Source organism: Streptomyces sp. NPDC046303 (assembly GCF_055588085.1).
Map to the genome: position 1 here is coordinate 349086 of NZ_JBVJFA010000001.1, position 24182 is coordinate 373267.

Genomic DNA, 24182 nt, shown 5'->3' on the forward strand with positions numbered 1-24182 from the left:
CCCGGCCGGCCGGCGAACGGCCCGCCGGCCGGGACACCCGACTCAGGCGAGGTCGAACCGGTCGAGGTTCATCACCTTGTCCCACGCCGCCACGAAATCGCGGACGAACTTCTCGCCCGCGTCCTCGGACGCGTAGACCTCCGAGACGGCTCGGAGCTGCGAGTTCGACCCGAAGACGAGGTCGACCGCGGTGGCCGTCCACCTGACCTCGCCCGTGGCGCGATCCCTGCCTTCGAAGACGTTCTCGTCAGAAGTCGACGCCTTCCACTCCGTACCCATGTCCAGCAGGTTGACGAAGAAGTCGTTGGTCAACGTCTCCCGCCGGTCGGTGAAGGCACCGTGCGCGGAGCCTGCGAATCCGGTGTTCAGGGCCCGCATCCCGCCGATCAGAACCGTCATCTCGGGTGCGGTCAGCGTCAACAGGTTGGCGCGGTCCAGCAGGAGGGTCTCCGGCGACAGCTTCTCTCCCGCCCGGAGGTAGTTGCGGAACCCGTCCGCCCTGGGTTCGAGCACGGCGAACGCCTCCACGTCGGTCTGCTCCTGCGAGGCGTCCGTGCGCCCCGGCGCGAACGGGACCGTGACGGCGTGCCCGGCGTTCTTCGCCGCCTGCTCGACGCCCGCGCACCCGCCGAGGACGATCAGGTCGGCGAGCGAAACCTTCATCCCGCCGGCCCGTGAGGCGTTGAACTCCTCGCGGATCCGCTCCAGGACCTGCACCACCTCGGCCACCTCGGGCAGCGCGTTGACCTCCCAGTCCTTCTGTGGCGCGAGCCGGATCCGGGCCCCGTTGGCCCCGCCCCGCTTGTCGGTGCCGCGGAAGCTCGACGCCGATGCCCAAGCGGTGGTGACCAGTTGGGAGACGGACAGTCCCGAAGTGAGGATCCGGGCCTTGAGGTCGGCGACCTCCGCGTCCCCGACCAGTTCGTGATCCACCGCGGGCACGGGGTCCTGCCACAGCTGAGGCTCGGGGATCCACGGGCCGAGGTAGCGCGAGAGGGGCCCCATGTCGCGGTGCAGCAGCTTGTACCAGGCCTTGGCGAACGCCTCCGCGAGCCTGGCCGGGTTCTCGTGGAAGCCCTTCGCGATCGGCCCGTAGACCGGATCCAGCTTCAGCGAGAGGTCCGTGGTCAGCATCATCGGAGCGTGCCGCTTCGACGGATCGTGCGCATCGGGCACCGTGCCCTGGGCCGCGGGATCCTTGGGGGTCCACTGCTGCGCCCCGGCCGGGCTGGTGGTCAGCTCCCAGTCGTACCGGAACAGGTTGTCCAGGTAGCCGTTGTCCCACTTCGTCGGCTCGGTGGTCCAGGCGCCCTCCAGCCCGCTCGTCAGGGTGTCGGCGCCCTTGCCGCTGCCGTACGAGTTGAGCCATCCGAGCCCCTGGTGCTCGACCGGGCAGGCCTCCGGTTCCGGACCGACGTACTCGGGACCGACCGCGCCGTGGCACTTGCCGAACGTGTGGCCGCCGACGATGAGCGCAACCGTCTCCTCGTCGTTCATCGCCATGCGCCCGAACGTCTCGCGAATGTCCCTCGCGGCGGCGATCGGATCCGGGTTTCCGTTGGGGCCCTCCGGATTGACGTAGATCAGCCCCATCTGCACCGCCCCGAAAGGACCGGTGAGTTCCCTGTCGCCGCTGTAGCGCTCGTCACCGAGCCAGGTGTCCTCGGGACCCCAGAAGATCTCCTCGGGTTCCCAGATGTCCTCCCGCCCGAATCCGAATCCGAAGGTCTTGAACCCCATCGATTCCATGGCGCAGTTTCCGGCGAAGACCAGGAGGTCGGCCCATGAGATCTTCCGGCCGTACTTCTTCTTGACCGGCCAGAGCAGACGGCGCGCTTTGTCGAGGCTCGCGTTGTCGGGCCAGCTGTTGAGGGGGGCGAAGCGCTGGGCGCCGGAGCCGCCACCGCCCCGGCCGTCGGCGATGCGGTACGTTCCGGCGGCGTGCCAGCTCATGCGGATGAAGAGCGGCCCGTAGTGGCCGTAGTCGGCGGGCCACCAGTCCTGCGATGCCGTCATCACCTCGAAGACGTCCCGCTTCAGCGCGTCGACGTCCAGGCTCGCGAACTCTTCTGCGTAGTCGAAGCCCTCACCCATCGGATTGGACTGCGGCGAGTGCTGGTGGAGAACCTGAAGGTCCAGCTGATTCGGCCACCAGTCACGGTTCGTCCTGGGACGAGTCGGCGTGGGGGTGGGGGAGGGGATTGCAGGGTTCTCGCTTTCGCTGCCGGACACGTCCGTCCTTCTTCCTGTCGCGGTGTTTCCATCTGCCGGCCGCCCGCTCCTGACCCTGTCCGCTTTTCCGACTCGGGCACGGGCGGCCAACCGGCGTCCGTATGGTTTCGCACCGCAGACCGCACAGCCACGAGAACACGCAGGGCATCCCCGCACAACAAGCAGTCGGATCTTCTGATCATTCGGCCCTCCATGAAGGCGACCGGAATGCGAAGTGTTCCGGCCACACCACCCGTGTCCGCTTCCCGCCATAACCCGAACACAGGCCGTTAGACTTCTGTCATTCCCGCCGGATCGTGAACAGGTGAACCGAAAATGAGTGACCTGCTGGAGCGGTTGCGAGGACGCGGCTGGCGCATGACGTCCCAGCGGCGCGTCGTCGCGGAGATCCTCGACGGCGAGCACGTGCACCTCACGGCCGACGAGGTGCACGCCCGCGCGGCGCGGCGGCTGCCCGAGATCTCCCGGGCGACCGTCTACAACACCTTGGGCGAACTGGTCCTGCTCGGTGAAGTCGTGGAGGTTTCCGCCCACGGCCGCGCGAAACGCTATGACCCCAACGCGCACCACCCGCACCAGCACCTGGTGTGCTCCGGGTGCGGCACCATCCGCGACGTCCACCCGACCGGCGACCCGCTGGCGGGCCTCCCGCCGGAGGAACGGTTCGGCTTCACCGTGTCCGAGGCAGAGGTCACCTACCGAGGGCTGTGCCCCGCCTGCGCGCCGGATGCTCCCGGCCCCGGCGAGGGACGCCCGTACTGACGGAATGAACCGCCCCCATCAGGGCAGGCGCACATACGGATCCGGTGCATCCCGGTGCCCCGGTCATGAAGTGGAGGCGAGTGGCGCATGACCGAAAGCGCGAGTCCCCATATCTCCACGGCGCGGGTCACGGTACTCGGCGTGCACCCCTCCGACCCACCGTTCCGGATCGTGGAGATCGACGGCGAGATGGTCAGCACCGCCCGCTCCATGACGGACGTGCTCCTGATCGCCGCGCGGGCAGGCATCACGATCCACGACCTGGACGACCCGGACGAGGTCCGGTGGGTCGGCGGCGGCAAGTTCCGCTGGAGCGCGCGCAGGGCCTGAGGCGGCGGCCCGCAGGCGGGCGCTCGACCTCCACCTGCAACCCGACGGCGCCGGCGTCGAGGCGACGCCGACGCCGACGCCGTCGGGTTGCAGCAGCGCGGAGCAGTCCTACGGGGCCGGAGCGGGGGTCAGCACCACGAAGTCGGCGTTCGACGGGTCGAGGCAGACGGCCAGGCGGCCGACGCCCTCGGCGTCGTCCGGCCCCATCTGGACGCTGCCGCCGTTCTCGGTGACCTTGGCGACCGCGGCGTCACAGTCGGGGACGTTGAAGACCGGGTGCCAGTACGGCCGTCCGGCGTTCAGGGCGAGGTTCTCCGCGGGAAGCTCCATGAGGCCGCCGTGCATGCGCTCCTGGGGCTGCCCGGCCGGGGTGATGAGGGCGTACGTGCCCCCGCCGCCCGGCAGCTCCATGTCACTGAACTGCCAGCCGAAGACCCCACCGTAGAACTCCTTCGCGGCCGAGGCATCGCTCGTGTACAGCTCCGTCCAGGACAGCGAGCCCGGCTCGTCCACCAGATCGGCACCCTTGTTCGTCCCGGGCTGCCAGACGGCGAACTGCGCTCCCAGCGGGTCGGTGTACTGGGCCATCCGGCCCCACTCGTCGAGGTCCCTGGGCGCCACCCGCACCGTGCCGCCGGCGCTCTCGACGGCCCGGGTCGTCGCGTCCGCGTCGGTGACGCTGTAGTAGATCATCCAGGCCGAGCGCGCACCCTCCTCGGTGAGCTTGCCGAGTCCGGCGACGGTCTTGCCGTCCTTCCGGAACATGCCGCCCTCCATGTCCTCCCCCTCGCCCATGGACTCGTAGTCCCATCCGAGCACCGCGCCGTAGAAGGCGGCGGCGGCACGGACGTCCGGAGCGCCGAGATCGAGCCAGCAGGGGGAGCCGGGGGCGAAGTCAGTGGTGATCATGACGAATGCCTTTCGCGGTCGAGTACGACCCCAGCGTGGCACCGGACACCGCCCCACGCCCGTCGACCCGGCTGTGCACCACGCGGGTGCATTGCGGTCCCGGAGCGGTACCGGCCAGGCCGGGCCGGGTAGTGCGGCGGCCGTGACCGGAATTCAGCTGACCAGCTCCGCCTTCGCCGACCACGCCGAGATCCCCCGCCGCTACAGCGGCGAGGGGGACGACGTCTCACCCCCTCTGACCTGGACGGCAGCGCCCCAGGGCACCGCCGAGCTGCTGCTCCTGTGCGAAGACCCGGACGCACCGGGGACCACCTTCCTGCACTGGCTGGTCACGGGCATCGACCCGTGGACCGGCGGGGTGGAGGAGGGCCACGACCCACACGGCGGGACGCCCTGGCCCAACGGGTTCGGACGGATGGGCTGGGGCGGGCCGATGCCGCCGCCCGGGCACGGGCCGCACCGCTACTTCTTCCGCCTGTACGCGCTGTCCCAGCCGGTCCGGCTGCCCGACCGGCCGAGCGTGGAAGCCGTGCACAGCGCCGTCCAGGGCAAGGAGCTCGCCAGCGGCACGCTCGTCGGCACCTACCAGCGGCTCTAGGGCCTAGGGGGTGAGGGGGTCGGCGTACCGCAGCAACGCCCCCACGCCCTCGTCCAGCAGCAGTTCGTCGTCCGGTACGACGACCAGTTCGGCGGAGGTGCCGACGAGGGCCCGCACCAGGACTTCGTCGGCGGGTTCCTCGCGGGGCGCCCGTACCCCGCAGGAGAGCAGCTCCTCCTCGCTCAGGGCGAGCTGCGTGGGCCGCGGGCCGGTCCACAGGCGCAGCGAGGCGGCGGGCGGGTGGTTCAGCAGCAGGGCCGCGACCTGGCCGCGCTGCAGAGCGGCGACGGCGGCGGCCAGCCCTTCCGCCGCGGGCCCGCCCAGGGCGCGGCGGCCGATGAAGAGGTCCACCAGGTCCCGGTCGTGCCCGGCCATCCGGCCGCGGAAGACGCTGCCGAGCTGCGGCTCGAGCAGGGCCCGTCCGGTGTCCGTCGGGGTGGGACCCCCGGCCCGTACGACCCTGTCGCGCAGGGTGTGCGGCAGCCGGCGGACCAGCACGTTGCCCGCCCACTCGTCCCCGGCGACGACGAGGGCGTCCGCGCGGGTGCGACGCGCCCAGGCGTCCAGCCGACGACCCAGCCGGGTGGCGCTGTGGTGCCAGCTGGCCACGGGCACCCTGTGGCGCAGCCGCTCACCCGGGGCCACCGCGGAAGCCGGCCAGGTCCCGGACTCCGCCTCGACCGTCACCCAGCCGTGCGCCTCGGCCGTCGGCAGCCCGCCGTAGTGCACCACGACCGCCAGGTACGGGATCTCCGGCAGATGCTGGGTGACCAGCGGCATCGCGTCGGGCAGGGTGCTGTAGCGGGCCGAGTCGCGGGCGGGCGGCCGGGGCAGTTCCCCGTCCAGGACGAGCGAGCCGTGCGCCGCGAAGATCGCCTGCCCGTGCGTCCCGGGCACCTCCGCGTCCGCGCCGACCGCCTCCTCCAGCACGCCGAGCAGCGCACGGTCCGCCCCCTGCCGGGTCAGATCCGCCCGCAGCCGCTGCCAGCGCAGGTCGAGGGCCCGGTCCGGCTGCTCGACGTCGCGCGAGGTGTCCAGGTACACCGAGGCGAACGGGCCGGGCTCCGTGTACAGGGGTTCCAGGAACGACAGCCTCATGCCCCATCACCACTCCCAGGTCCTCCACGTGCTCCCAGGTGCCCCCCTTCCGATGATGCGCGCGAGGGCGGACCGGATCCAGAACCGGCACCAGCAGGCGGGAGGTGTTCTCGGTGACCGGCGCGAGGCGGGCGCCGCCGGCGCGCAGCCGTTCCCCGGCCGCTCAGAACGTCCACCGCGTATGGGTGTAGACCCCGCCGTCCCGGCCGAAGCCGTACGCGGTGGCCGGGGCCACGGCGAAGACCACCGCGTCTCCCTTGCGGAACGCGTCCCCGATCCCGTGGAAGGTGCCCTCGGGCGAGGTGATGTGCGGCCCGTACTTCGTCTCGTACGCGGCGATGACCTCCTCCAGCACCGCCGGATCGGCAACCGGCCGGGCCGTGCCCTCGACCACGAGGTCCCGCCCTTCGGTGAGCGAGTTGCCCCCGGTGGTCAGCGCGCAGTGCCCGTCGTGGGCGAGGTTCCTCGCCTTCTGCTCCTCCTTGCCGGTGGAGAAGTACAGCACCCCGTCGTGCCAGGCGGCGATCACGGGAGTGACGTGCAGTCGGCCGTCGGGCCGCACCGTGGACACCCAGAAGATCTCGGCGGACTCCAGCTGCCGCTGGGCCTCGGCCCAGTCGGTGGCGGTGACGTCCGCGGCGCCGGGGCGCGGGGTGAGCGCGGAGCTGTAGCGGGCGTCGAGAGAGGTCGTGGGTTGCTTTCCCTGTGTCGGCATGGCGGATCTCCTTCCTCCCCCATGGTGACCGGTCGCCCGGAGGGGAGCGCGCCTGAGCAATACGGGCAGCCGGCGGACGTCCGCGGTCACGTCCAGTCGTCGGGGCCGGGGTCGCCGCCCTCCGCCCAGACCACGAGGCGGCGCACGTAGTGCGTCCACGCCTCCGCCTGCGCGGCGCAGGCATCGGGGGAGGGCAGACCCCGGTGGGCCAGCCGCAGCACGGTCCCCGCGCCGACCCGCTCGAAGCTGATCTCCACGGTGGAGGTGCCGGCGGGTACGGACATGACGCCTCGCGTCCACCGCCAGGTGAACACCAGCCGCTTCGGCGGGTCGATCTCGATGAACCGCCCCTCGGCGACGTTGCCGCCGTGCAGCGTGGTCCGGAAGGCGCCGCCGGGCTCGAAGGCGAACGCGCCGTCCTGGCCCATCCAGGCCAGCCACTTGTCGGGTTCGGCGAAGAAGGAGAACACCGTCCGAGGGCGGGCGGCGATGTCCCGCTCCAGCACCACCACGTCTGTCGTCATCGCGCGGTCCCTTCTGCCGTGGCGGCGCAGCGCACCGGGCCGCAGCGACCGCTCGCACCGCACCCACAGCATCCCCGGGGCCCGAGAGCCGCATTCCGGGCCGCGCAACAAATGTGAGGTGCTCCGCGGGCGCGCGGCCCCCGCCCCGGGTGTCAGAGCGCGGGGCGGTACCAGCGTCGGTGCACGGCAGGTTCCACGCACAGCACGGCGGCGCCCGCGACCGCACCGACGAGCAGGCCCGGCCCTCCGCCGCCGTTGAGGAGCGCGCCGAGGCAGGCGGCCGCGATGGCGAGCGGGCGCAGCAGGGTCAGCGGGCCGAGACCGATGACCATCGCGAGGGTGCTGGCGCGGAACGGCAGGACGAAGTAGGCGGCGAGCGAGAGCAGTACGGCGGCGGCGTAGACGGTGAGCGGGACCAGGTAGCCGAGGCCTCCGGCCGCCAGGGCCGCGTACGTCCGGGCCGGGTCGGGTGCGGTCAGCAGCAGCAGAGCGGCGGTCAGCGCGGGGGCGAGCAGCAGGACGGCCCCGACGGCCAGCCCGCGCAGGGCTGCTCGGGCGGTGGCCCGGTGTTTGCGGATGCGGGCGTCGCGGCCGGCATAGGCACGGAAGCCGCTGAACGTCGCGTCGACCAGACCGAGGAGCACGAGCAGTACGGCGAGCACGGCGGCGGGCGGCGTCATCGGACCGCCTCGGCGAGGTGCTCCGGGCCGACGAGCCGGCGCTCGGCCCGCCCGAGGGCCTGGCGGAGCGGAGCCTCCAGGTGCGGGCGGACTCCGATGACGGGCCGCAGCGTGGTGCAGAACGGGTTCACCGCGCCCCGCGGCTCGTACAGCAGGGGCCGGATGCCGGGGACGGCGGCGGCGCGCAGCAGCGTTTCGTCGCTGTGCGCGCGCTGGGCGGAGACCACGCCGTCGTGGCGGCCGAGCGGGTGGCGCATCCGGGCACGGTGGAAGACCCAGGCGCCGATGGGTGCGAGGCGGGTCGCGGCGATGTCGAAGTGGCAGAAGGCCAGCGCCGGTGAGGCGGCCTGGGCCCGGAAGAACTCGGCCAGGGCGGCACCGCGGAAATGGTGCAGCACACCGGTGGAGATGTAGACGGTCGCCGCCTCCGCAAGGTCGAAGGCGTTGCCGTGGACGAAGCGGCAGTCGAGGCCCTCCGCGCGGGCGAGCCGGTCGGCTTCGCCGACCAGCGCGGCATCGAGGTCGACCCCGACGAGCTCGACGTCCGGGCCGAGGGCGTTGGTGGCCGCCAGCCGGCGGACCGCGTAGCCCAGCCCGCAACCGACGTCGACCAGGCGGTACGGCCCGGGCTGCCCGGTGGCCGTGCGGATCGCGGTGAAGAGCGGGCCCAGCAGGTGGAGCAGGCGCTCGCCGATCCGGAGCTCCTCACTCAGGCGCTGGAGCTCGGTGTGCACGCTGATGAGCAGGCGGTCCACGGCGTGGGGGTCGAGTACGCCGTCGTGGTCCGCGGGCAGCCGGGCGACGATCCCGGCCGCGCGCTCGTCACCGCTCTCGCGCAGCCGCTGGATCACCTCGGCGCGCCGGACCGGGAGCCGGTGGCCGCCGTGTGGATCGATCGCGGTGATCAGATCGGATATCTCGAGTCGGTGCACGGTGCAGAACCCTACGGCCTCCCCTGCCGGCCCCGGCGAGCCGCCCGCGCCGAACTCGCCGAACTCGCCGAACTCGCCGAGCTCGCCGAATTCGTCGCAGCCGACCGTGAGCCGGGTGGCACGGGTGATCGGCCGCCCGGCCTACACCTGGATCGCCGTGTCCCGCCGACCGCCTTAGGTTTCGGTGACGATGTGAGGTTTCACCCGTCTTTCACCGAAAGGTCTGCCTGCATGACTCGCCGCTGGTTCACAGCCGCCTTGTGCGCGCTCGCGCTGTTCGCGCCCGGGACCCCAACCGCCGCCTCGGCCGCCGAAAACCCCGCTGCCACCTTGCGGGTCATGACCCGCAACCTCTACCTGGGCGCCGATCTCACACCCGTCCTCCGCGCCGCCAACCCGCCGGCGCTCATCGACGCGGTGACCGCGGTGTACCGGAACGTCCAGGCGACGAACTTCCCCGAGCGCGCCGAGGCGCTGGCCGACGAGATCGCCGAGAGCAACCCGCATCTCGTGGGGCTCCAGGAAGCCGTGCTGTGGCGCAGCCAGACGCCCGCCGGACCGGGCAGCGCCACCCACGTCGAGTACGACTTCCTGCAGATCCTCCTCGACGAGCTCTCCGCGCGGGGCAAGCACTACGCGGCCGTGAAGACCGTCACCGTCGGCAGCGACTTCGAGGCCCCTCGGATCAACCCCGCCGGCGGCCTGCAGGACATCCGCCTCACGGACCGCGACGTGCTCCTGGCCCGCACCGACCTGCCGGCGCGTGTCTTCTCGGTGGCCAACGCGCAGGCCGCCACCTTCGAGAACGCCGTGTCCTTGTGCGTCACGGGGCTCGGCTGCCCGCCCGGTCCGCCCATCGTCCTGCGGCGCGGCTGGGTCGCCGCCGACGCCACCCTGCGCGGTCACACCAGCCGCGTGGTCACGACCCATCTGGAGCCCGTCTCGCCGGCCGTCCAGGAACTCCAGGGCAATGAACTGCTCGCAGGCCCGCTGAACACCAAACTTCCCACCGTGCTCCTCGGCGACCTCAACTCGGCCGCCGGCGGAGTCGGTGCCACGCCGGGCACCGCCACCCGGACCTACGGCAACCTCCTGGCCGCCGGCTTCACCGACGCCTGGACCGCCCACCGCGGCCGGAGCCCCGGCTTCACCTGCTGCCAGGCCGCCAACCTGCTGAACACGGTGTCCACCCTCACGCAGCGCATCGACTACGTCCTCTACCGCGGCCGGGGCATCACCGCAGTGTCCACCCACCGGGTGGGCGCCTCTCCGGCCGACCGCACCCCGTCGGGCCGGTGGCCCTCCGACCACGCCGGCGTCAGGAGCGTCCTCCGCCTGCGCTGAGTCCCACCCGCACGAGGTCCTTCGCCGGAGTTCCGGCTCGCTCCAGGACAACTGCCCGGGAACGGGACGGGGGTTAGCCCTACCGGGAGCAGGGCCGCTAGCAGGATCGTCCAAGGCAGCCGAATACGGACAAGCTGGGCCCGGTCCATGTCGCCGGTTTCCCCATGAATTCCGTAGGAGTTGACTCGTGCGCGAGCAAGTTCGGCAAACGCTTCGTTCATCCGGGCGGCATCAGGGCGGCCGACGCGGAACAGTGGCCGCGTTGGCGGCGATGGCCCTCGGCGTCATGACGCTGGGCGCCGTCGCACCGCCCCTGGCGTCCGCCGCCGCCCGGCCGGACACCATACAGCAGAGCCTGGACGCGCTGGTGCGCACCGACGGCCTGCCCGCCGCGCTCGCGAGCGTCACCGGCCGCGACGGCCGCACCCGCACCTTCACCGCGGGGACGGGCGACCTGGCCACCGGGTCGAAGGTGCCCGGGGACGGCCAGGTGCGGATCGGCAGCAACACCAAGGTGTTCACCGCGGTGGTCGTGCTGCAACTGGTCGCCGAAGGCAAGATCGGCCTCGACGCCCGGGTCGACACCCACCTGCCGGGCCTCGTCCGCGGAGAGGGCATCGACGGACGCGTCATCACCGTCCGCCAGCTCCTCCAGCACACCAGCGGACTCCCCGAGTACGAGCACCTCGTCAACGACGACATCCTGCACCGCCGGTACCTCGAACCCCGCGACCTCCTGGACCTCGCCCTCCGGCACAAGGCCGACTTCGCCCCCGGGAAGAAGTGGGCGTACAGCAACACCAACTACGTGGTGGCCGGCCTGATCATCCAGAAGGTCACCGGCCGGCCCCTCGCGGAGGAGATCGACCGGCGCATCATCAAGCCACTCGGCCTGCGCCACACCTACTTCCCGGCGCCCGGCGACCTGACCATCCGAGCGCCCCATCCCCGCGGCTACCACCGCGATGCGGCGGGGGCGCCCCTCCGCGACGTCACGGAGATAGACCCCTCCGCGGCCTGGGCGGCAGGCCAGATGATCTCCACCAACTCCGACCTCAACCGGTTCTTCACCGCGCTCCTCGCCGGCGACCTCCTCCCGGCGGCCCAGCTCACCCAGATGCGCACCACCGTCCCCATCGGCACCACCGGCGCAGGCTACGGACTGGGGCTCATGAGCAGGCCGCTGTCGTGCGGCGGTGTCTACTGGGGCCACGGCGGTGACATCCCGGGGTTCGAGACCCGCGGCGGTGCCACCGACGACGGCCGCACCGCCAACATCGCGGTGACCAGCGTCCCCGCCGACGGGGCGGCCACGAGGCATCTGGAGAGCGCCGTGGATACGGCCCTGTGCCGCTGAAGCGCGTCGACGGGGTACGAGAAGCCCGTTCCTGCAGTCGAGGGCACTCCCGGAGCCAATGGAGTGAATCGCCGTTGCCTGCCGCCCCATCGTGATGTTGCACCGGCCGACGCGCGCATTCACCAGTGCGTCTTCGAGGAATCCTTAGGAGAGTCATGCGTATCCGTTCCGCTCTGACCGCATCTGCCCTGGCCGCCGGCATCCTGCTCGGTGGCGCCGGCGCCGCCCTGGCCGACGACGGTGTCGACATCGACTACTTCTCCGGCGGCCACAAGGCCTTCTCGTCCAGCTGCGCCTCCCTCGCGGCCGTTCCGGCGGCGGTCGGTCCCGTCTACACCTCGAACTGCACCGCGGAGGGCGAGAAGGAGTGGGCCGAGGCCGGTCACCTGGGCGCCTAGCAGCAGCCCGGCAGCGCCGCAGGGGTGGCTGAACGAAGACGCCACCCGCCCCTGCGGCGCCTCCGACCTCAGGGGGTCGGACCGGGGCGTATCGGCAGACACGCCCCGGACCCTCGCTTCCCGCCGCTCCCCGTTCCGGGACCGGCGGGAAGCGTCTGATGTCGGCCGCTTCCCCTCCTGTAGGTTCGACGCATCCCGTCGGAGACGGGCCCGAACCCACCCACGCGTGAGGGAGCCCGCATGGCCGCCATCCACCACACCACCATGACGCCCACCAAGCTGGAGCTGCTCGCCGCCTGGCTGCCGAAGCAGAGCTGGTACGCGGGTGACGCGGCGACGCCGGAACTGGTCAAGGCCGGCGGGTTCCGCCTGGACGACCCGGACGGTGCGGTCGGCATCGAGTTCATGGTCGTGGCGGACTCCACCGCGCGGGAGCCGGTGGCCTACCTGGTCCCGATGGGCTACCGCGGCGAGGCGCTGGAGGGCGTTCCCGGCGAGGCGCTGATCGGCACCTCCGAGCACGGGGTGCTCGGCACCCGGTGGATCTACGACGGCGTCCACGACCCGGTGGTGATGGCCCAGCTGGGCGCGCTCCTGCGCGGCGAGGCGACGCCGCAGCACCAGGACGAGAGCGACACCCCCGACCCGACCGTGACCGTAGAGGGAACCGCCCCTGACGCCCGCCCCGCCGTGCGGGTCAACCGCGTCCTGCGGCAGACGGGGGCGGGGGCGGCGGAGCCGGCGGACGTGGCGCGGAGCACGTCCGGACGCCTCGTCGCCGACTGGACCTGGCCGGACGGAACGGCTGCTCGGGGCGTACTCGCGACCGCCGCGACGCCGCGGTGAGCGACACGATGAGTGCAGGTGGCAGGCCGCCCACGACCACGGGCCCGACGAGTGGCGGAGGGCGCCGTGCATACTGCTGGGCATGACGTCTTCCCTCGCCACCCGCATGTACCTGCTGATCACCTTCGTTCTGGTGGTGTGCGGGGCGGTCGGCGGGGCCTGCTTCGGGTATCTCCTGGGTGGCCGGATGACGGCCTTGCTCGCCGGGGGCGCGGCGGGAGTGGGAGCGGGGATCGGCGCGCTGCTCTCCCGCCGTCAGGTGACGGCGTTCTTCCAGCCTGAGCACGCCGTCGTCCGGGCCGACGGATACGCGGAAGGGATCGCCGACGCGGTCCTCGTGAGCATCGCGACCTACCAGGCCGCGGCCTTCCCCCTGACCCGGGACGGCGTGAGCGACGAGGAACGGGACGCTCGCCGTACCGTCGCCTACCGGGTCGCCGCCTACGAGGGCCTGCCCCTCGCGGTACGGGTGTCGGCGGCCGCCGCGCTGGAGGCCCTCGACCAGGGACTGGACTCCGAACACGCCCAGGCCGCGATGAAGGCCCTGTCCCTCACCGTGTACGACCACCGCTCCGTCCGCTGACCAGGCGAAGGCGCGTTCACCGGCCCGGCGTCTAACGAGGTGGGGCCCGGACCGACTGACTCGGTCCGGGCCCCGGCCGTGCTCACGCGGCGTTCAGCAGCGCGTGGATACGCCGCCCGTCTCGTTCCCCTTCAGCAGGCCGCCCCAGATCCAGTTGCCGGAGTAGAGCCGGACCCACTTGTCGTGGGCGACGCCGTTCTGGTTCACCCACTGGCCGTGGCTCCAGCACGAGGCGTTGAGACCGGTGTTGGCGCCCACCGAGTAGACGATGCCGCAATTGGTGGACGCACAGCTGCGGACGTTCGCGGAGGTCCAGGTGGTGACCACCTGGTTGATACCCACATCGGCCGTCGAGTTCTGGGTGGTCGGCCGGTCGACGGGCGGTGTCGCCGCGACAGCGGGCGCAGCCATCCCGGCGGCGGCCAGCATCCCTGCCGCGATCGTCGTCAATGCCTTGACTCGCATGTGCATGGTGAAAGTTCCCCCCTTTTAGGAACGATCTTCCGTAATATCCGGCGCCTGAGAGGCTAACTGACGAAGAGTCAATGTGTTGAGGCATGTACTGGCCAACTTGCACCCGGCTGCCGGGGGCCGGCCGCGACCGGCCGCGCGCGGCTGACACCGCCGGCGGCGACCCGGCCCGGCCGCCATTGTCAGACCCTTGGGCAAGGATCATGGCCATGAAGAACATCCCCGCCGATGAGGCGCTGTCCGCCATGTCCAGCCGCGAGGAATACGAGGCTGCCGTCGCCCGCCTGCGCGAGGCCTCCCGGGCGTACTACGGCGACGGTGACAGCCCCGTCGATGACGCCACGTACGACCGGCTCCGGATCGCCGTCCTGTCCTGGGAGGAGGCGCACCCGGAGGAAGCGGCCGAGGATTCCCCGACCGGCCAGGTCGCGGACGGCGCCGCTCCGGTGGGTGACGTCGCGCACACCACCCGGCTGCTCAGCCTGGACAACGTCTTCGACCCGGCCGGCCTGCTCGCCTGGGGCGCCTCGCTCCAGCGCCGCCTGGGACAGGCGCCCGCCGGCGGGTTCACCGTCGAGCCGAAGATGGACGGTGCGGCCGTCGCAGCCCGCTACCGCGCCGGGCGCCTGGAGCAGATCATCACCCGCGGCAACGGCACCCACGGCGAGGACGTCAGCCACGTCATCGGCACCCTCGAGGGCCTGCCCGAGCACCTGCCCGTGCCGGCCACGTTCGAAGTGCGCGGCGAGGTCCTGTTCACCCAGCAGCAGTTCGAGACCGCGAACGAGGTCCGCACGGCACACGGCGCGCAGGTCTTCGCCAACCCGCGCAACGGCACGGCCGGCACCTTGCGCGCGAAGGACCGTCCCTACCGGCTCGCGATGACGTTCTGGGCGTACGGAGCGGTCGAGCTCGACGACATCGCGTTCCTGCCGTCCGGGGCCACGCACGCCGAGGTCCTGGCCGCCGTCGCCGGGGCCGGCGTGCAGACCACGGCCGACACACCCGCCGGCCTGCACGTGGTCACGACCCTCGACGAGGCACGGCAGAAGGTCGCCGCGATGGCAGCGATGCGGGCCGCCCTGCCGTTCGGGATCGACGGGGTCGTCATCAAGGCCAACGACGCGGCCGAGCAGGCTGCGGCCGGTTTCGGCAGCAGGTTCCCGTACTGGGCCATCGCCTTCAAACTCCCGGCCGTCGAGCGCCAGACCGTACTGAAGGACGTGGTCTGGGACGTGGGCCGCACCGGAGTGCTCGCACCGACGGCCATCCTGGAACCGGTGGACATCGACGGCTCCACGGTCACCCGGGCCACCCTCCACAACCCCGCCGACATCCGGCGCCGCGACCTCCACCTCGGAGACACCGTCACGGTCTACAAGGCGGGCGACATCATTCCCCGCGTCCAGGCCGCCGTCGCCGGCCTGCGCCCGGCCGGCGCACAGCAGGTGCCGCTGCCCACCGCATGCCCCCACTGCGGCGGGGACATCAACAAGGACCAGGAGCGGTGGCGCTGCGCGAAGGGAACCGCCTGCGCCCTGCCCGCACTGATCGAGTACGCGGCCGGACGCGACATGCTCGACATCGACGGCCTCGGCAAGCGGTACGTCAACGCCCTGATCGAGGCCGGCGCCGTCACGGACGTCGCGGACCTGTTCACCCTCACCGAGGATCAGCTCACCGCGGCCTCCGGCAGCGCGAAGCGCGGAGCGAAGCTGGCCGAGCAGATCGCCGCCGCCAAGTCCCGCCCCCTCAGCCGGATCTTCTGCGCCCTCGGCGTCCTCGGCACCGGACGCAGCATGTCCCGCCGCATCGCCGCGCACTTCGGCACCATGGACGCCATCCGGCAGGCCGATGCCACCCTCATGCAGGAGGTCGAGGGCATAGGCGGGGAGAAGGCTCCCGTCATCGTCGAGCAGGTCGCCTCCCTGGGCCCGGTCATCGAGAAACTGGTCGAGGCCGGGGTCAACATGAAGGAACCGCAGGAGGTCCAGCCGGCCGGCGAAGGACCGCTGGCGAACGCGACCGTCGTCGTCACCGGCAAGATGAGCGGCCCGCTGGAGAAACTGGGACGCTCCGAGATGAACAGCCTGATCGAGAAGGCGGGCGGCAAAGCGGGCAGCAGCGTCAACTCCAAGACCACCTACCTGGTCTGCGCGCCGTCCCCGAACGGCAAGCCGAGCTCCAAGGCCCTCAAGGCCGGGGAACTGGGCGTCACGGTCCTGACACCGGAGGCCTTCGCCGAACTCGTCGCCGGCCATCTGGTCTGATCGGTGCCGGGTCCGCGCCGCGAGGCGAGCCGGTCCTCTGAGGGACTTACAGGCTGGTGAAGAGGTCCTCGAGGGGGGCCGGTACCCGTGCGTGGTCGAGGGCCTCGACGAGGAGGTGGCCGTAGCGGATCTTGCGGCCCTTCTTCGTGCCGAGGAAGCGCCGCAACTGCCGCTCCCTGGTGCGGCCGTGCTGCGCCGGCTGGCGCAGGAAGGTCTGCCAGGCACGGTCGTCGCCCTCGGCCCGGATGATCTCCTCGGCCTTCGCCGTTCCCAGTGCCCGGATGAGCTCGTCCTCCAGATCCGCCGTGCACACGAACACGTCCCCGTGCGGGGCCCCGGCCTGCTTCAGGCCGCGGTCGAAGAAGGGACGCTCGCGCTCGTCGCACAGTCCTGCCAGGCGCAGGCCGAGCCCGGGCGGACCGAGGAGGCGGGCGTAGCGCCCCACGTTCATCGCCCCGCCCATCTGCACCACGCACACCCCCTCGGCGGCCAGGTCCCGGCCGCGCCGTGCGGCCAGCGCCTCGACGGCCGCGAGGTCGCTCGGTCCTTCCAGCAGTACCGCCGTCCGTACCCCGGGCGGCACCGCCAGGCCGCGCGCCGGCCCGTCGGGATTACAGGCCGCTCGGCGCGTGACCTCGTTCTGGAACGCTTGCATATCCGCCATGCAGGGAGTCTGCATCCCCACTGACCGCACTGCACGGAATATCCGGCTCGGCCTTTCCCGAGCGGGGGCCGGCCCGCGGCCGGTGATCGCCTCGGAGGGTCCGGTAGCGTGGCCGGGTGATCTCCGGTGACGCCCTCGTGCAACGACTCCGGGCGCTGGCCGCCCGGGTCCCGTTCGACCTCGACGTACAACCCGGGGCGACGCCCGCGGACTTCGACCGCTGGCCCGTCCCGGTACCGGGCGCGGCGCGGGAACTCCTCGGCAGCCTGGGCGGCTTCGCGGTGCCGCCGGTGGAGTTCGTACTGACCGGCCACCCCCGGCAGGCCGGCGACCACGGCATCCCGCACCTCCACTGGCTGGTCACCGACGACGGCGGTGGCGGCGTCACCTGGGTCGACATCGAAGCCGACGGCGGGTGGGGCCAGGTGCTGATGCAGTACCGCGAGGGCGGACTCTTCGTGGAGGCCGACTCGCTGCCGCACTGGCTCGACCGCCTGATCGGGGCCGCCGAGGACCTCGTCGATACGACGGGCTTCGACGAGGGCGCCCAGCCGTACGCCGACGACTTCTGGGACCTGCTGCACCTGGACGGCCCCGAACTGCCCCTGTACCCCGCCGCCGAACTCCGGGCGCGACCCGGCACGGACCCGCTGGTCGCCGGGCTCGCCGCGCGGGTCCCGGACGCCGCACTGATCGCCGACCTCCGCGGAGCCGCACCGGGCAGCCGCGCCCGCTTCGACCGGGAACTCCGGCGGTACCGCCTGGACCGGGCCGCCGGCGGCCCGGTGTTCGCCGCCGTCCCCTGGAGCTAGCGCCGGTTCCGGCCGGATCGGCGCAGCAGCCGGCGGAACAGTGCGCCGAGGAGGGGGCGGCCGGCGGCCGTGCGGGCGTATCCGGCAGCGGTGATTCCTGTTCCGGAGGCCGCTACCACGAGGACGATCCACCACAGTCCGCCGGTCAGGCGCGCGAGGGCGAAGGCCACGACCAGGAACGCGGACGTGGCCAGCGCGGTCACGGCCAGGTGCGGCAGCGCCTCGTCCTCCTCGCGTGCCAGATCGCCGTCGACCCGCCGCGTCGCCCTCTCCCTGGCGCGCCTGCGCCGGGCGTCCATCGCGAGGACGTCCCGCGGTGCGCGCGGCCCTTCCTCAGGCTGCTCCGAACTGCTCATCTCCGAACTGCTCATCTCCGCGCTGCTCGGCTCGTCACGGCGCGGGTCTTCGCCGTCGCCGTCGCCGTTCGTGCCGTCCGCATTCGAGGCCATGATCCGCCTTCTCTCGCTCGGTCCCCGGTCAGGGGACGAGGGGCACCCGGCCGGCTGCCAGCACCTTCGCCAGTGCCTCGATCAGTGTGCGGTGGTCGTCGTCGAACTGGCCGTGCTCGGGGGCGTCCACGGACAGCATGCCGAAGTGCCGGGTGCCGTCGGCGACCGGAGCGGCGATCACCGCCTGGTAGCTGTTGGCGGACGTCGGCCGCAGGTGGCTGATCCGGCTCGGTGTCCCGTCCACGGCCCACACCTGGTCGACGTCCAGGATCTCCGTCGTGATGTGGGTGCCGCCGGTGCTGTTGCCGGGGATCACCGAGCGGGGCGGAGCGGCGTTGGTCGGGCGGAACCCGCGGAGCCGGAAGTCCCCCGAGGGCGTCAGTTCGTAGTACGCGCTCCTCGCCCGCGCCCCGGAGAGCGGGGTGACCGGCGGTACGGTCAGGTCCACGGCCGCCTCCAGTACCGTCTCGACCAGTCTGTCGAACTCGCCGGTCAGCGCCGGGTCGGGCGGCGTACCCGGAGCGGCGGGCGTGGGGTTGAGCGCCCGGTGCCGGGAAGCCTGGGACTTGAGGCTCGCGGCGACCGCCGGCAGTACGGCCGTGTAGAGCACGGTCAGTTCGGTCTCGGCCTTGATCGCCCGTTCGCGGGCCCGTGCCCGGGCCCGCTCGGCCAGGTGGTTCTCCACGAAGGTGCCGAGGACCGCGACCATGGCCAGCGACATGCCGACCAGGTAGATCGAGCTCTTGTCGTCATGGCGGGCGAACCCCTCGCCGTACGTGCCGACCGCCACGAGGCCGGCACCGGACAGCGCGGATATCGAGAAGAAGAAGATGACCTTGCGCCAGTACTTCCACCCCACGCGCCGTTCCTCCCCAGCTCCCCCGACACCCCTGAGCCGGCTGCGTCCTGCCGTTGATCAGCGACGAGCCGTCCCTGCATGGTTCCACACGAGGTCTGAGGCAAACCCGGGCACGCTCACATCGGGCGGCTGGTGCCCAGCGCCGCACCGAGGCCGGTGAAGTAGCTCGAGTCCTTGGGACGCGAGGCGTCGTGTCGGGCGGGGCGGGGGGCAGGCTCCAGGTGGGGTATGTACTTGGAGCAGTGGATGTAGGCCTCTTCGACGCTCACGTGGACCCACATCTCAGGGCTGCGGCCGGGCGCCGTGCCGACGGGGAGGCCGGCATGCAGGGAACGCAGGGCCGTGTCGCTGTAGAGCCGGGCCGTGCCGTTGACGTGAAGGCCCACGTGGTGGTGGGTGAAGTCCACGAACAGCATGCCGAGATGGGGGTTCTCCGTCATGTTGCCGGCGCTGGCGAGCACCCCGTTCCCGCGGAATTCGGGGTAGGCGAGCGTGTGGTCGTCGATGACGTGCACGAATCCCGGCGGACCTGCCCGGAAACTGGCATCGCACTCGCCATGGGCGTCGGCCGTGGCGAGGAAGACCATGGCCTGGCGCCCTATGAAGTCCCGCATCTCGGGGGTGAGGCAGGGCCGCACCTGCTGGTCGTAGAACCGGGCGGCGCGCTCGGCGGTGCCCATGTGCTGCTGCAGTCGGTGTTCGCCTGCTGATCCGAAGGGCGGCGGGGGCAAGGTCACGGGGCGTTCTCCTGGCAGGACGGGGCGAGCGAGTGGCTCAGGGCATGGACAGGACGGGCGTCTCGAACGGGTCGTGGTGGATCCGCTCGGGCAAGGTGCCGCTGAGGGTGAGCGTCTCGTTGGCGGAGGCGACCATCTGGGCCGGGCCGCTGAGATAGACGTCGTGCTGGTACCACGGTCCGTACTCGGCCAGCACCTCGGGCAGGGACCCCCGGATTCCGGGGATGTACTCGTGGGAGACCGCACCCCTGATGGTCAGCCAGTGGTGGCGCTGCGCCATCCGGAGCATGTCGTCGACCCCGTACAGCTCGGCGCCGGTGCGCGCACCGAGGAAGAGGTCCACCTGGTGGCGCCCACCGCGCCGGGCGACCTCTTCGACCAGTGCGCGGATCGGCGCGAGGCCGGTGCCGCCGGCGACGCAGAGCAGTTCGCGGTGGACGGCGGCGTCCAGCACCATGTCCCCCATCGGCGCACCGAGCTGGACCACGTCGCCCACCGCCGCCCGGTGGACCAGGGCGCTGCTGACCGAGCCGCCGGTCACCGCCCGCACGTGAAAGGTCAGGGTGCCGTCCTCGCGCGGCGCGTTGGCGGGGGAGTAGTAGCGCCAGTGCTTCGGCCACCAAGGGGTCTCGACGCTCACGAACTGTCCCGCGGCGTAGGCGTAGGGCATGTGGGGACGCACGGTGACCTCGGCGATGCCGTGTCCGCGCGCGAGGTGGTGCACGATCGTGGCGGGCCACACGGCGGGCCGTACCGCTTCGTCCGCTTGGGCTGCGCTGATCATGACCTGGGCGACCGCGCCGTAGGCCTTGGTCCAGGCGGCGGCGATGTCCGCGGTCCAGGCGGGACCGGCGTAGCGGGCGAGGGAGGCGAGGAGGCATTCGCCGACGGCCGGGAAGTGCGCGCTGAGCGTGCCGAACTTGCGGTGATCGCGACCGAGGTGTCCGCAGAAGCGGACCAGGTTCTCCGGGTCGTCGACGAGGTCCACGATGCGCAGCAGCGCGCGCAGCAGGCGGCCGCGCTGGGCGTCCATCCCCGGCGGGAACATCGGACGGACCTCGGGGTACCGGGCGAAGAGGATCGCGTAGAAGTACACCGTCATGTCCGCGGCGAGCGGCTCGACCACCGCGACGGAGGCCCGGATGAGGTCGATCTCGTGGGCCGACAAGGGCGGCTCGACGGTCTCGGGTCCGACGGTCTCGGGCTCGACGGGAGGGGCCACCGGAGCGGGTGCCGGGACCTCCCAGTACGGGGGCGCGGACGTGTGGCCGTGGCCTGGGCGATTGATCCGGAATCTCAAAGGACCAGCGCTCCTCCAGCCGGTATTCGGGCTGGCTTCCCGCCGGCGGACCATGGCGCGGCGGCGCTCCGCCGTCTCGTAGGAGCGGTGGTCGTGGGGTCGAAGGCGGCGGGCATGAGTCCTCACGGTGGGGCTGGAACGGTGAAACGGATCAAGCGGCTCCGGACGCTACATGACCCCGTGGGTGACTCAGAAGTAGCCGAAGGACGTGCCCGGCAGGGGGCTGACACCGTCTGGACCGGTATTCCCGCTAAGGGACACTTCGCGACCACCCGATCTTCACACCGCCGCCACACCGGGGGCACGCGGACACCACACCGCCCCCCGCGCCTTCCCTCGCCCTCCCCGCGGCCTGCCCGAGCCCTCCCCGCGGCCTGCCGCGGAAGCCGTCGCCGGACGCCTGCCGCCCCGGCCGTCGTCGTGACTCATGAGTACTGCACACCGCACCGGTGACAGCCGTGACTGTCGCCGCGTCCGCCGGGCGTGACACGGTCAGGTCTGCCACCGACCGAGGGAGCAGGTGTGAACAAGGGGTACGCCGCCTTCTGCGACGCCGACCGCTGGTTCTACGACGCGCCGTACCGGCGGGCCGGCGAGAGCTACCCGGCCGCGCTCGCCCCCGTCCCGCCGGGGTGGCGCTCGCACCGGAGCGGCGACTGGCTCGCACTGCGCCCCGACGGCGCCGAACTGCCCGCACAGGGCTGGAAGATCCACGTTTCGGCCACGCTCGACAACGCCGAGTCACTGCTGACGACGGTGTACGAGTACTGCACCGCCCGGAGCATCGCCTTCAAGTTCATACCGAGCCGGTACCTGCTGCACCTGCGCAACGCCAAGTACGCCGACCGCGCGGCGAGCGGGAAGTTCATCACCGTGTACCCGGCCGGCGAACAGCAGTGCCGCCGGATCGCGGAGGACCTCGACGCCGCGCTGGGGGGAGCGGCCGGTCCGTACATCCTCAGCGATCTGCGCTGGGGCGCCGGACCGGTCCACCTGCGCTACGGCAGCTTCACCCTGCGGCACTGCTACGACGAGCACGGCGAACTGGTCCCGGCCATCGAGACCCCCGACGGGAGCCTCGTACCGGACCGGCGCGGACCGGCCTTCCAGCCGCCCGAGTGGCTCCAACTGCCCGACTTCCTGGAGCCGCACCTCGCCGCCCGCTCCGCGGTCACCCTCACCGGCATCCCCTTCACGGTGGAGCGGGCGCTGCACTTCTCCAACGGCGGCGGCGTCTACCTCGGCAAGGACAGCCGCACCGGCGAAGCCGTCGTCCTCAAGGAGGCCCGGCCGTACGCCGGACTCGCCGCCGACGGCGCCGACGCCGTGACCCGGCTGCACCGCGAACAGGCCGCGCTGGAGCGGCTGGCGGGCCTGGACTGCGTCCCGGCGGTCCGGGGCGCGTTCACGGTCGGCGACCACCACTTCCTGGTGCTGGAACACCTCGCAGGCAAACCGCTCAACACGTACTTCGCGCGCCGTCACCCACTGATCGAGGCGGATCCCGACCCGGCGGAGCTCGCCTCGTACACCGAGTGGGCCCTCGCGGTCCACCGGCGCGTCACCGAGGCCGTCAACGCCGTGCACGCCCGCGGCGTGGTCTTCAACGACCTCCACCTCTTCAACATCATGGTGGCGGAGGACGAGACGGGCGAACCCTCCGTCGCACTCCTCGACTTCGAAGCCGCCGCGCACGTCGACGAAGGACTGCGGCAGACCGTGGCCAACCCGGCATTCGTCGCCCCTGCCGAACGCCGAGGCTTCTCCGTCGACCGCTACGCCCTCGCCTGCCTGCGCCTCGCCCTCTTCCTCCCCCTGACCAGCCTGCTCGTCCTGGACCGGACCAAGGCCGCCCATCTGGCCGCCGTCGCCGCCGAGCAGTTCCCCGTACCGCGGCGGTTCCTCGACGAAGCCGTCGAGGAGATCCTGTCCGGCGTCCCGCAGGGCGCACCGGGCGACCGCCTGCCCGCACCGGCCGGGCCCTACCTTCCCGTCGAACCACGGCAATGGCCGGCCGCCCGTACCTCGATGGCCGCGGCGCTGCGCGCGAGCGCCACCCCGGAGCGCGAGGACCGCCTCGTCCCCGGCGACATCGCCCAGTTCGCGACCGCCGGGGGAGGCGTCGGCTTCGGCTACGGGATCGCCGGAGTCCTCCACGCCCTCGCCGAGACCGGCGCCGGACCCTGGCCCGAGGCCGAGCAGTGGCTGCTCGACCGGACCGCCGAGCCGCTCTCCGGCACCCCCCTCGGCTTCTACGACGGCCTGGCCGGCACGGCCTGGACGCTGCACCGGCTCGGCCACCACGAACGCGCCCTCGCCCTCGCCGGCCAACTGCTGCACCAGCCCTGGCAGAGCGCGGGCCCCGACCTGCACAGCGGCCTCGCCGGCATCGGCCTCGCCCTGGACGCGCTCGGCACCGCGAGCGGCGAGAGCGAGCTGCACGCCGCGGCCCTGCGCTGCGCCGAACTGATCACCCGGCCCGAGCAGCGGCCCACCCGCGCGGGACTGCTGTACGGCAACTCCGGCCCCGCCCTGCTCCTCGTGCGGCTGTACGAACGCACCGGCGACAAGGAACTGCTGATCCAGGCCGCCCACGCGCTCCACCGCGACCTCGACCGCTGCGTCACCAGCGCGTACGGCACCCTCCAGGTGAACGAGGGCTGGCGCACGATGCCGTACCTCGGCGAGGGCAGTGTCGGCATCGGCATGGTGCTCGACGACTGGCTGGAGCACGGTCCCGACGAGCGCTTCGAACAGGCCCGGCGCGAGATCGTACGGGCCGCGCAGGCGACCTTCTACGCACAGCCCGGGCTGCTGCGCGGGGCCGCCGGGATGATCCTCTACCTGGCCCGGACCACCACACCGGGCCCCGGCACCGGGCCCGGCGCCCTCGCGCGCCAGATCGACGCACTGGCCCGGCACGCCGTGCCGTACCAGGGGCATCTGGCCTTCCCGGGCGAGCAGATGATGCGGCTGTCCATGGACCTCGCCACGGGCACGGCCGGCGCTCTCCTCGCCCTCGGCAGCGCCGCGCCCGGCGGGCGCGCGCACCTGCCGTTCCTCCCGCCGCTGCGCGAGCGCGCGGCGGCCCCCGAGCCGGTCCCGTCCGGGACCGTGACCCATCGCACCACTCGAGAGAAGAAGAGGAATCTGACATGACGCTTCTTGACCTGCAGTCGATGGAGACCCCCAAGGAAGAGACCGCCGAGGTCGCGATGACGGGCGGCGGCAGCCGGGCCAGCCTGCTCCTCTGCGGTGACAGCAGCCTGAGCATCACGACCTGTAACTGACGTAGGTCACCTCGGGCCCGGG

At 72.1% G+C, this 24182-nt stretch carries 26 protein-coding genes; 12 read left to right on the forward strand and 14 right to left on the reverse strand.

The features are described 5' to 3' along the window. Positions 1–42 precede the first annotated feature (42 nt). The gene (gene katG, locus ACZ6I1_RS01635) at positions 43–2232 is read right to left on the reverse strand and encodes a catalase/peroxidase HPI (protein WP_469281915.1); all 2190 of its coding nucleotides are present in this window, start codon (positions 2230–2232) and stop codon (positions 43–45) included. Positions 2233–2547: 315 nt separating this feature from the next. On the opposite strand from katG, the gene ACZ6I1_RS01640 reads away from it, so the two are divergent. Both ACZ6I1_RS01640 and ACZ6I1_RS01645 read left to right on the forward strand, forming a co-directional pair. Then, on the forward strand, positions 2548–2994 hold the full coding sequence (locus tag ACZ6I1_RS01640) for a Fur family transcriptional regulator (RefSeq protein ID WP_469281917.1): 447 nt from the start codon (positions 2548–2550) through the stop codon (positions 2992–2994). Positions 2995–3081: 87 nt separating this feature from the next. Further along, on the forward strand, positions 3082–3324 hold the full coding sequence (locus ACZ6I1_RS01645) for a hypothetical protein (RefSeq protein ID WP_469281919.1): 243 nt from the start codon (positions 3082–3084) through the stop codon (positions 3322–3324). Positions 3325–3432: 108 nt separating this feature from the next. Here ACZ6I1_RS01645 and ACZ6I1_RS01650 read toward each other — a convergent pair whose 3' ends face one another. Then, positions 3433–4233: a VOC family protein gene (locus tag ACZ6I1_RS01650; RefSeq protein ID WP_469281920.1), complete on the reverse strand. Its 801-nt coding sequence runs from the start codon at positions 4231–4233 to the stop codon at positions 3433–3435. A 142-nt stretch (positions 4234–4375) separates the two neighbouring features. Here ACZ6I1_RS01650 and ACZ6I1_RS01655 point away from each other — a divergent pair, with 142 nt between their 5' ends. Then, positions 4376–4831, forward strand: coding sequence for a YbhB/YbcL family Raf kinase inhibitor-like protein (locus ACZ6I1_RS01655; protein WP_469281921.1), 456 nt, complete (start codon positions 4376–4378; stop codon positions 4829–4831). A 3-nt stretch (positions 4832–4834) separates the two neighbouring features. Here ACZ6I1_RS01655 and ACZ6I1_RS01660 read toward each other — a convergent pair whose 3' ends face one another. The 6 genes from ACZ6I1_RS01660 to ACZ6I1_RS01685 form a co-directional block, all read right to left on the reverse strand. Next, complete coding sequence (locus tag ACZ6I1_RS01660; protein WP_469281923.1) at positions 4835–5929, reverse strand: baeRF2 domain-containing protein; 1095 nt, start codon at positions 5927–5929, stop codon at positions 4835–4837. Positions 5930–6092: 163 nt separating this feature from the next. Then, positions 6093–6644, reverse strand: a complete 552-nt coding sequence (locus ACZ6I1_RS01665) for a pyridoxamine 5'-phosphate oxidase family protein (RefSeq protein ID WP_469281925.1) — start codon at positions 6642–6644, stop codon at positions 6093–6095. Between the two features lie 86 nt (positions 6645–6730). Beyond that, positions 6731–7168 (reverse strand): SRPBCC family protein, encoded by a 438-nt coding sequence (locus ACZ6I1_RS01670; protein ID WP_469281926.1) that lies wholly within the window; start codon positions 7166–7168, stop codon positions 6731–6733. Positions 7169–7320: 152 nt separating this feature from the next. Further along, positions 7321–7848, reverse strand: a complete 528-nt coding sequence (locus ACZ6I1_RS01675; RefSeq protein ID WP_469281928.1) for a hypothetical protein — start codon at positions 7846–7848, stop codon at positions 7321–7323. Continuing rightward, positions 7845–8780: a class I SAM-dependent methyltransferase gene (locus tag ACZ6I1_RS01680; RefSeq protein WP_469281930.1), complete on the reverse strand. Its 936-nt coding sequence runs from the start codon at positions 8778–8780 to the stop codon at positions 7845–7847. Before ACZ6I1_RS01680 ends, ACZ6I1_RS01675 begins: the two co-directional genes overlap by 4 nt. 200 nt (positions 8781–8980) lie before the next feature. Beyond that, positions 8981–9121 carry a hypothetical protein gene (locus ACZ6I1_RS01685; protein WP_469281932.1) on the reverse strand — a complete coding sequence of 47 codons (141 nt, stop codon included), beginning with the start codon at positions 9119–9121 and terminating at the stop codon, positions 8981–8983. Between ACZ6I1_RS01685 and ACZ6I1_RS01690 the strand changes: the two genes are divergently transcribed. The 5 genes from ACZ6I1_RS01690 (at position 9120) to ACZ6I1_RS01710 (ending at position 13308) form a co-directional block, all read left to right on the forward strand. After that, positions 9120–10124, forward strand: a complete 1005-nt coding sequence (locus ACZ6I1_RS01690; RefSeq protein ID WP_469281934.1) for an endonuclease/exonuclease/phosphatase family protein — start codon at positions 9120–9122, stop codon at positions 10122–10124. The genes ACZ6I1_RS01685 and ACZ6I1_RS01690 overlap by 2 nt on opposite strands. 253 nt (positions 10125–10377) lie before the next feature. Then, the gene (locus tag ACZ6I1_RS01695; RefSeq protein WP_469281935.1) at positions 10378–11481 is read left to right on the forward strand and encodes a serine hydrolase domain-containing protein; all 1104 of its coding nucleotides are present in this window, start codon (positions 10378–10380) and stop codon (positions 11479–11481) included. A 155-nt stretch (positions 11482–11636) separates the two neighbouring features. Then, the gene (locus ACZ6I1_RS01700; protein WP_469281937.1) at positions 11637–11879 is read left to right on the forward strand and encodes a hypothetical protein; all 243 of its coding nucleotides are present in this window, start codon (positions 11637–11639) and stop codon (positions 11877–11879) included. A 240-nt stretch (positions 11880–12119) separates the two neighbouring features. Next, positions 12120–12725 (forward strand): maltokinase N-terminal cap-like domain-containing protein, encoded by a 606-nt coding sequence (locus ACZ6I1_RS01705; RefSeq protein ID WP_469281939.1) that lies wholly within the window; start codon positions 12120–12122, stop codon positions 12723–12725. A gap of 82 nt (positions 12726–12807) precedes the next feature. Then, positions 12808–13308 carry a hypothetical protein gene (locus tag ACZ6I1_RS01710; RefSeq protein WP_469281940.1) on the forward strand — a complete coding sequence of 167 codons (501 nt, stop codon included), beginning with the start codon at positions 12808–12810 and terminating at the stop codon, positions 13306–13308. A gap of 93 nt (positions 13309–13401) precedes the next feature. Here the strand turns inward: ACZ6I1_RS01710 and ACZ6I1_RS01715 are convergent, their stop codons facing one another. After that, positions 13402–13779 carry a hypothetical protein gene (locus tag ACZ6I1_RS01715; RefSeq protein ID WP_469281942.1) on the reverse strand — a complete coding sequence of 126 codons (378 nt, stop codon included), beginning with the start codon at positions 13777–13779 and terminating at the stop codon, positions 13402–13404. Positions 13780–13988: 209 nt separating this feature from the next. Here ACZ6I1_RS01715 and ligA point away from each other — a divergent pair, with 209 nt between their 5' ends. Further along, the gene (ligA, locus tag ACZ6I1_RS01720; RefSeq protein WP_469281944.1) at positions 13989–16049 is read left to right on the forward strand and encodes an NAD-dependent DNA ligase LigA; all 2061 of its coding nucleotides are present in this window, start codon (positions 13989–13991) and stop codon (positions 16047–16049) included. A gap of 46 nt (positions 16050–16095) precedes the next feature. Here the strand turns inward: ligA and ACZ6I1_RS01725 are convergent, their stop codons facing one another. Then, positions 16096–16713: a TOPRIM nucleotidyl transferase/hydrolase domain-containing protein gene (locus ACZ6I1_RS01725; protein WP_469281946.1), complete on the reverse strand. Its 618-nt coding sequence runs from the start codon at positions 16711–16713 to the stop codon at positions 16096–16098. 116 nt (positions 16714–16829) lie between these two features. On the opposite strand from ACZ6I1_RS01725, the gene ACZ6I1_RS01730 reads away from it, so the two are divergent. After that, entirely contained in the window at positions 16830–17525 is a 696-nt protein-coding gene (locus tag ACZ6I1_RS01730; RefSeq protein ID WP_469281947.1) for a hypothetical protein, read from the forward strand. On the opposite strand, the gene ACZ6I1_RS01735 is transcribed toward ACZ6I1_RS01730, so the two are convergent. From ACZ6I1_RS01735 to ACZ6I1_RS01750, 4 genes are all read right to left on the reverse strand, one after another. Beyond that, positions 17522–17974 carry a hypothetical protein gene (locus ACZ6I1_RS01735; RefSeq protein WP_469281948.1) on the reverse strand — a complete coding sequence of 151 codons (453 nt, stop codon included), beginning with the start codon at positions 17972–17974 and terminating at the stop codon, positions 17522–17524. The genes ACZ6I1_RS01730 and ACZ6I1_RS01735 overlap by 4 nt on opposite strands. Before the next feature lie 28 nt (positions 17975–18002). After that, positions 18003–18833 (reverse strand): GAF domain-containing protein, encoded by an 831-nt coding sequence (locus ACZ6I1_RS01740; protein ID WP_469281950.1) that lies wholly within the window; start codon positions 18831–18833, stop codon positions 18003–18005. A 116-nt stretch (positions 18834–18949) separates the two neighbouring features. Beyond that, positions 18950–19513, reverse strand: coding sequence for a pyridoxamine 5'-phosphate oxidase family protein (locus tag ACZ6I1_RS01745; RefSeq protein ID WP_469282018.1), 564 nt, complete (start codon positions 19511–19513; stop codon positions 18950–18952). 94 nt (positions 19514–19607) lie between these two features. After that, entirely contained in the window at positions 19608–20792 is a 1185-nt protein-coding gene (locus ACZ6I1_RS01750; protein ID WP_469281952.1) for a globin domain-containing protein, read from the reverse strand. A 600-nt stretch (positions 20793–21392) separates the two neighbouring features. Between ACZ6I1_RS01750 and lanKC the strand changes: the two genes are divergently transcribed. Next, positions 21393–24029, forward strand: a complete 2637-nt coding sequence (gene lanKC / locus ACZ6I1_RS01755) for a class III lanthionine synthetase LanKC (RefSeq protein WP_469281953.1) — start codon at positions 21393–21395, stop codon at positions 24027–24029. Beyond that, positions 24026–24160 (forward strand): SapB/AmfS family lanthipeptide, encoded by a 135-nt coding sequence (locus tag ACZ6I1_RS01760; RefSeq protein ID WP_030962357.1) that lies wholly within the window; start codon positions 24026–24028, stop codon positions 24158–24160. The genes lanKC and ACZ6I1_RS01760 overlap by 4 nt, the downstream gene beginning before the upstream one ends. Positions 24161–24182 lie beyond the last annotated feature (22 nt).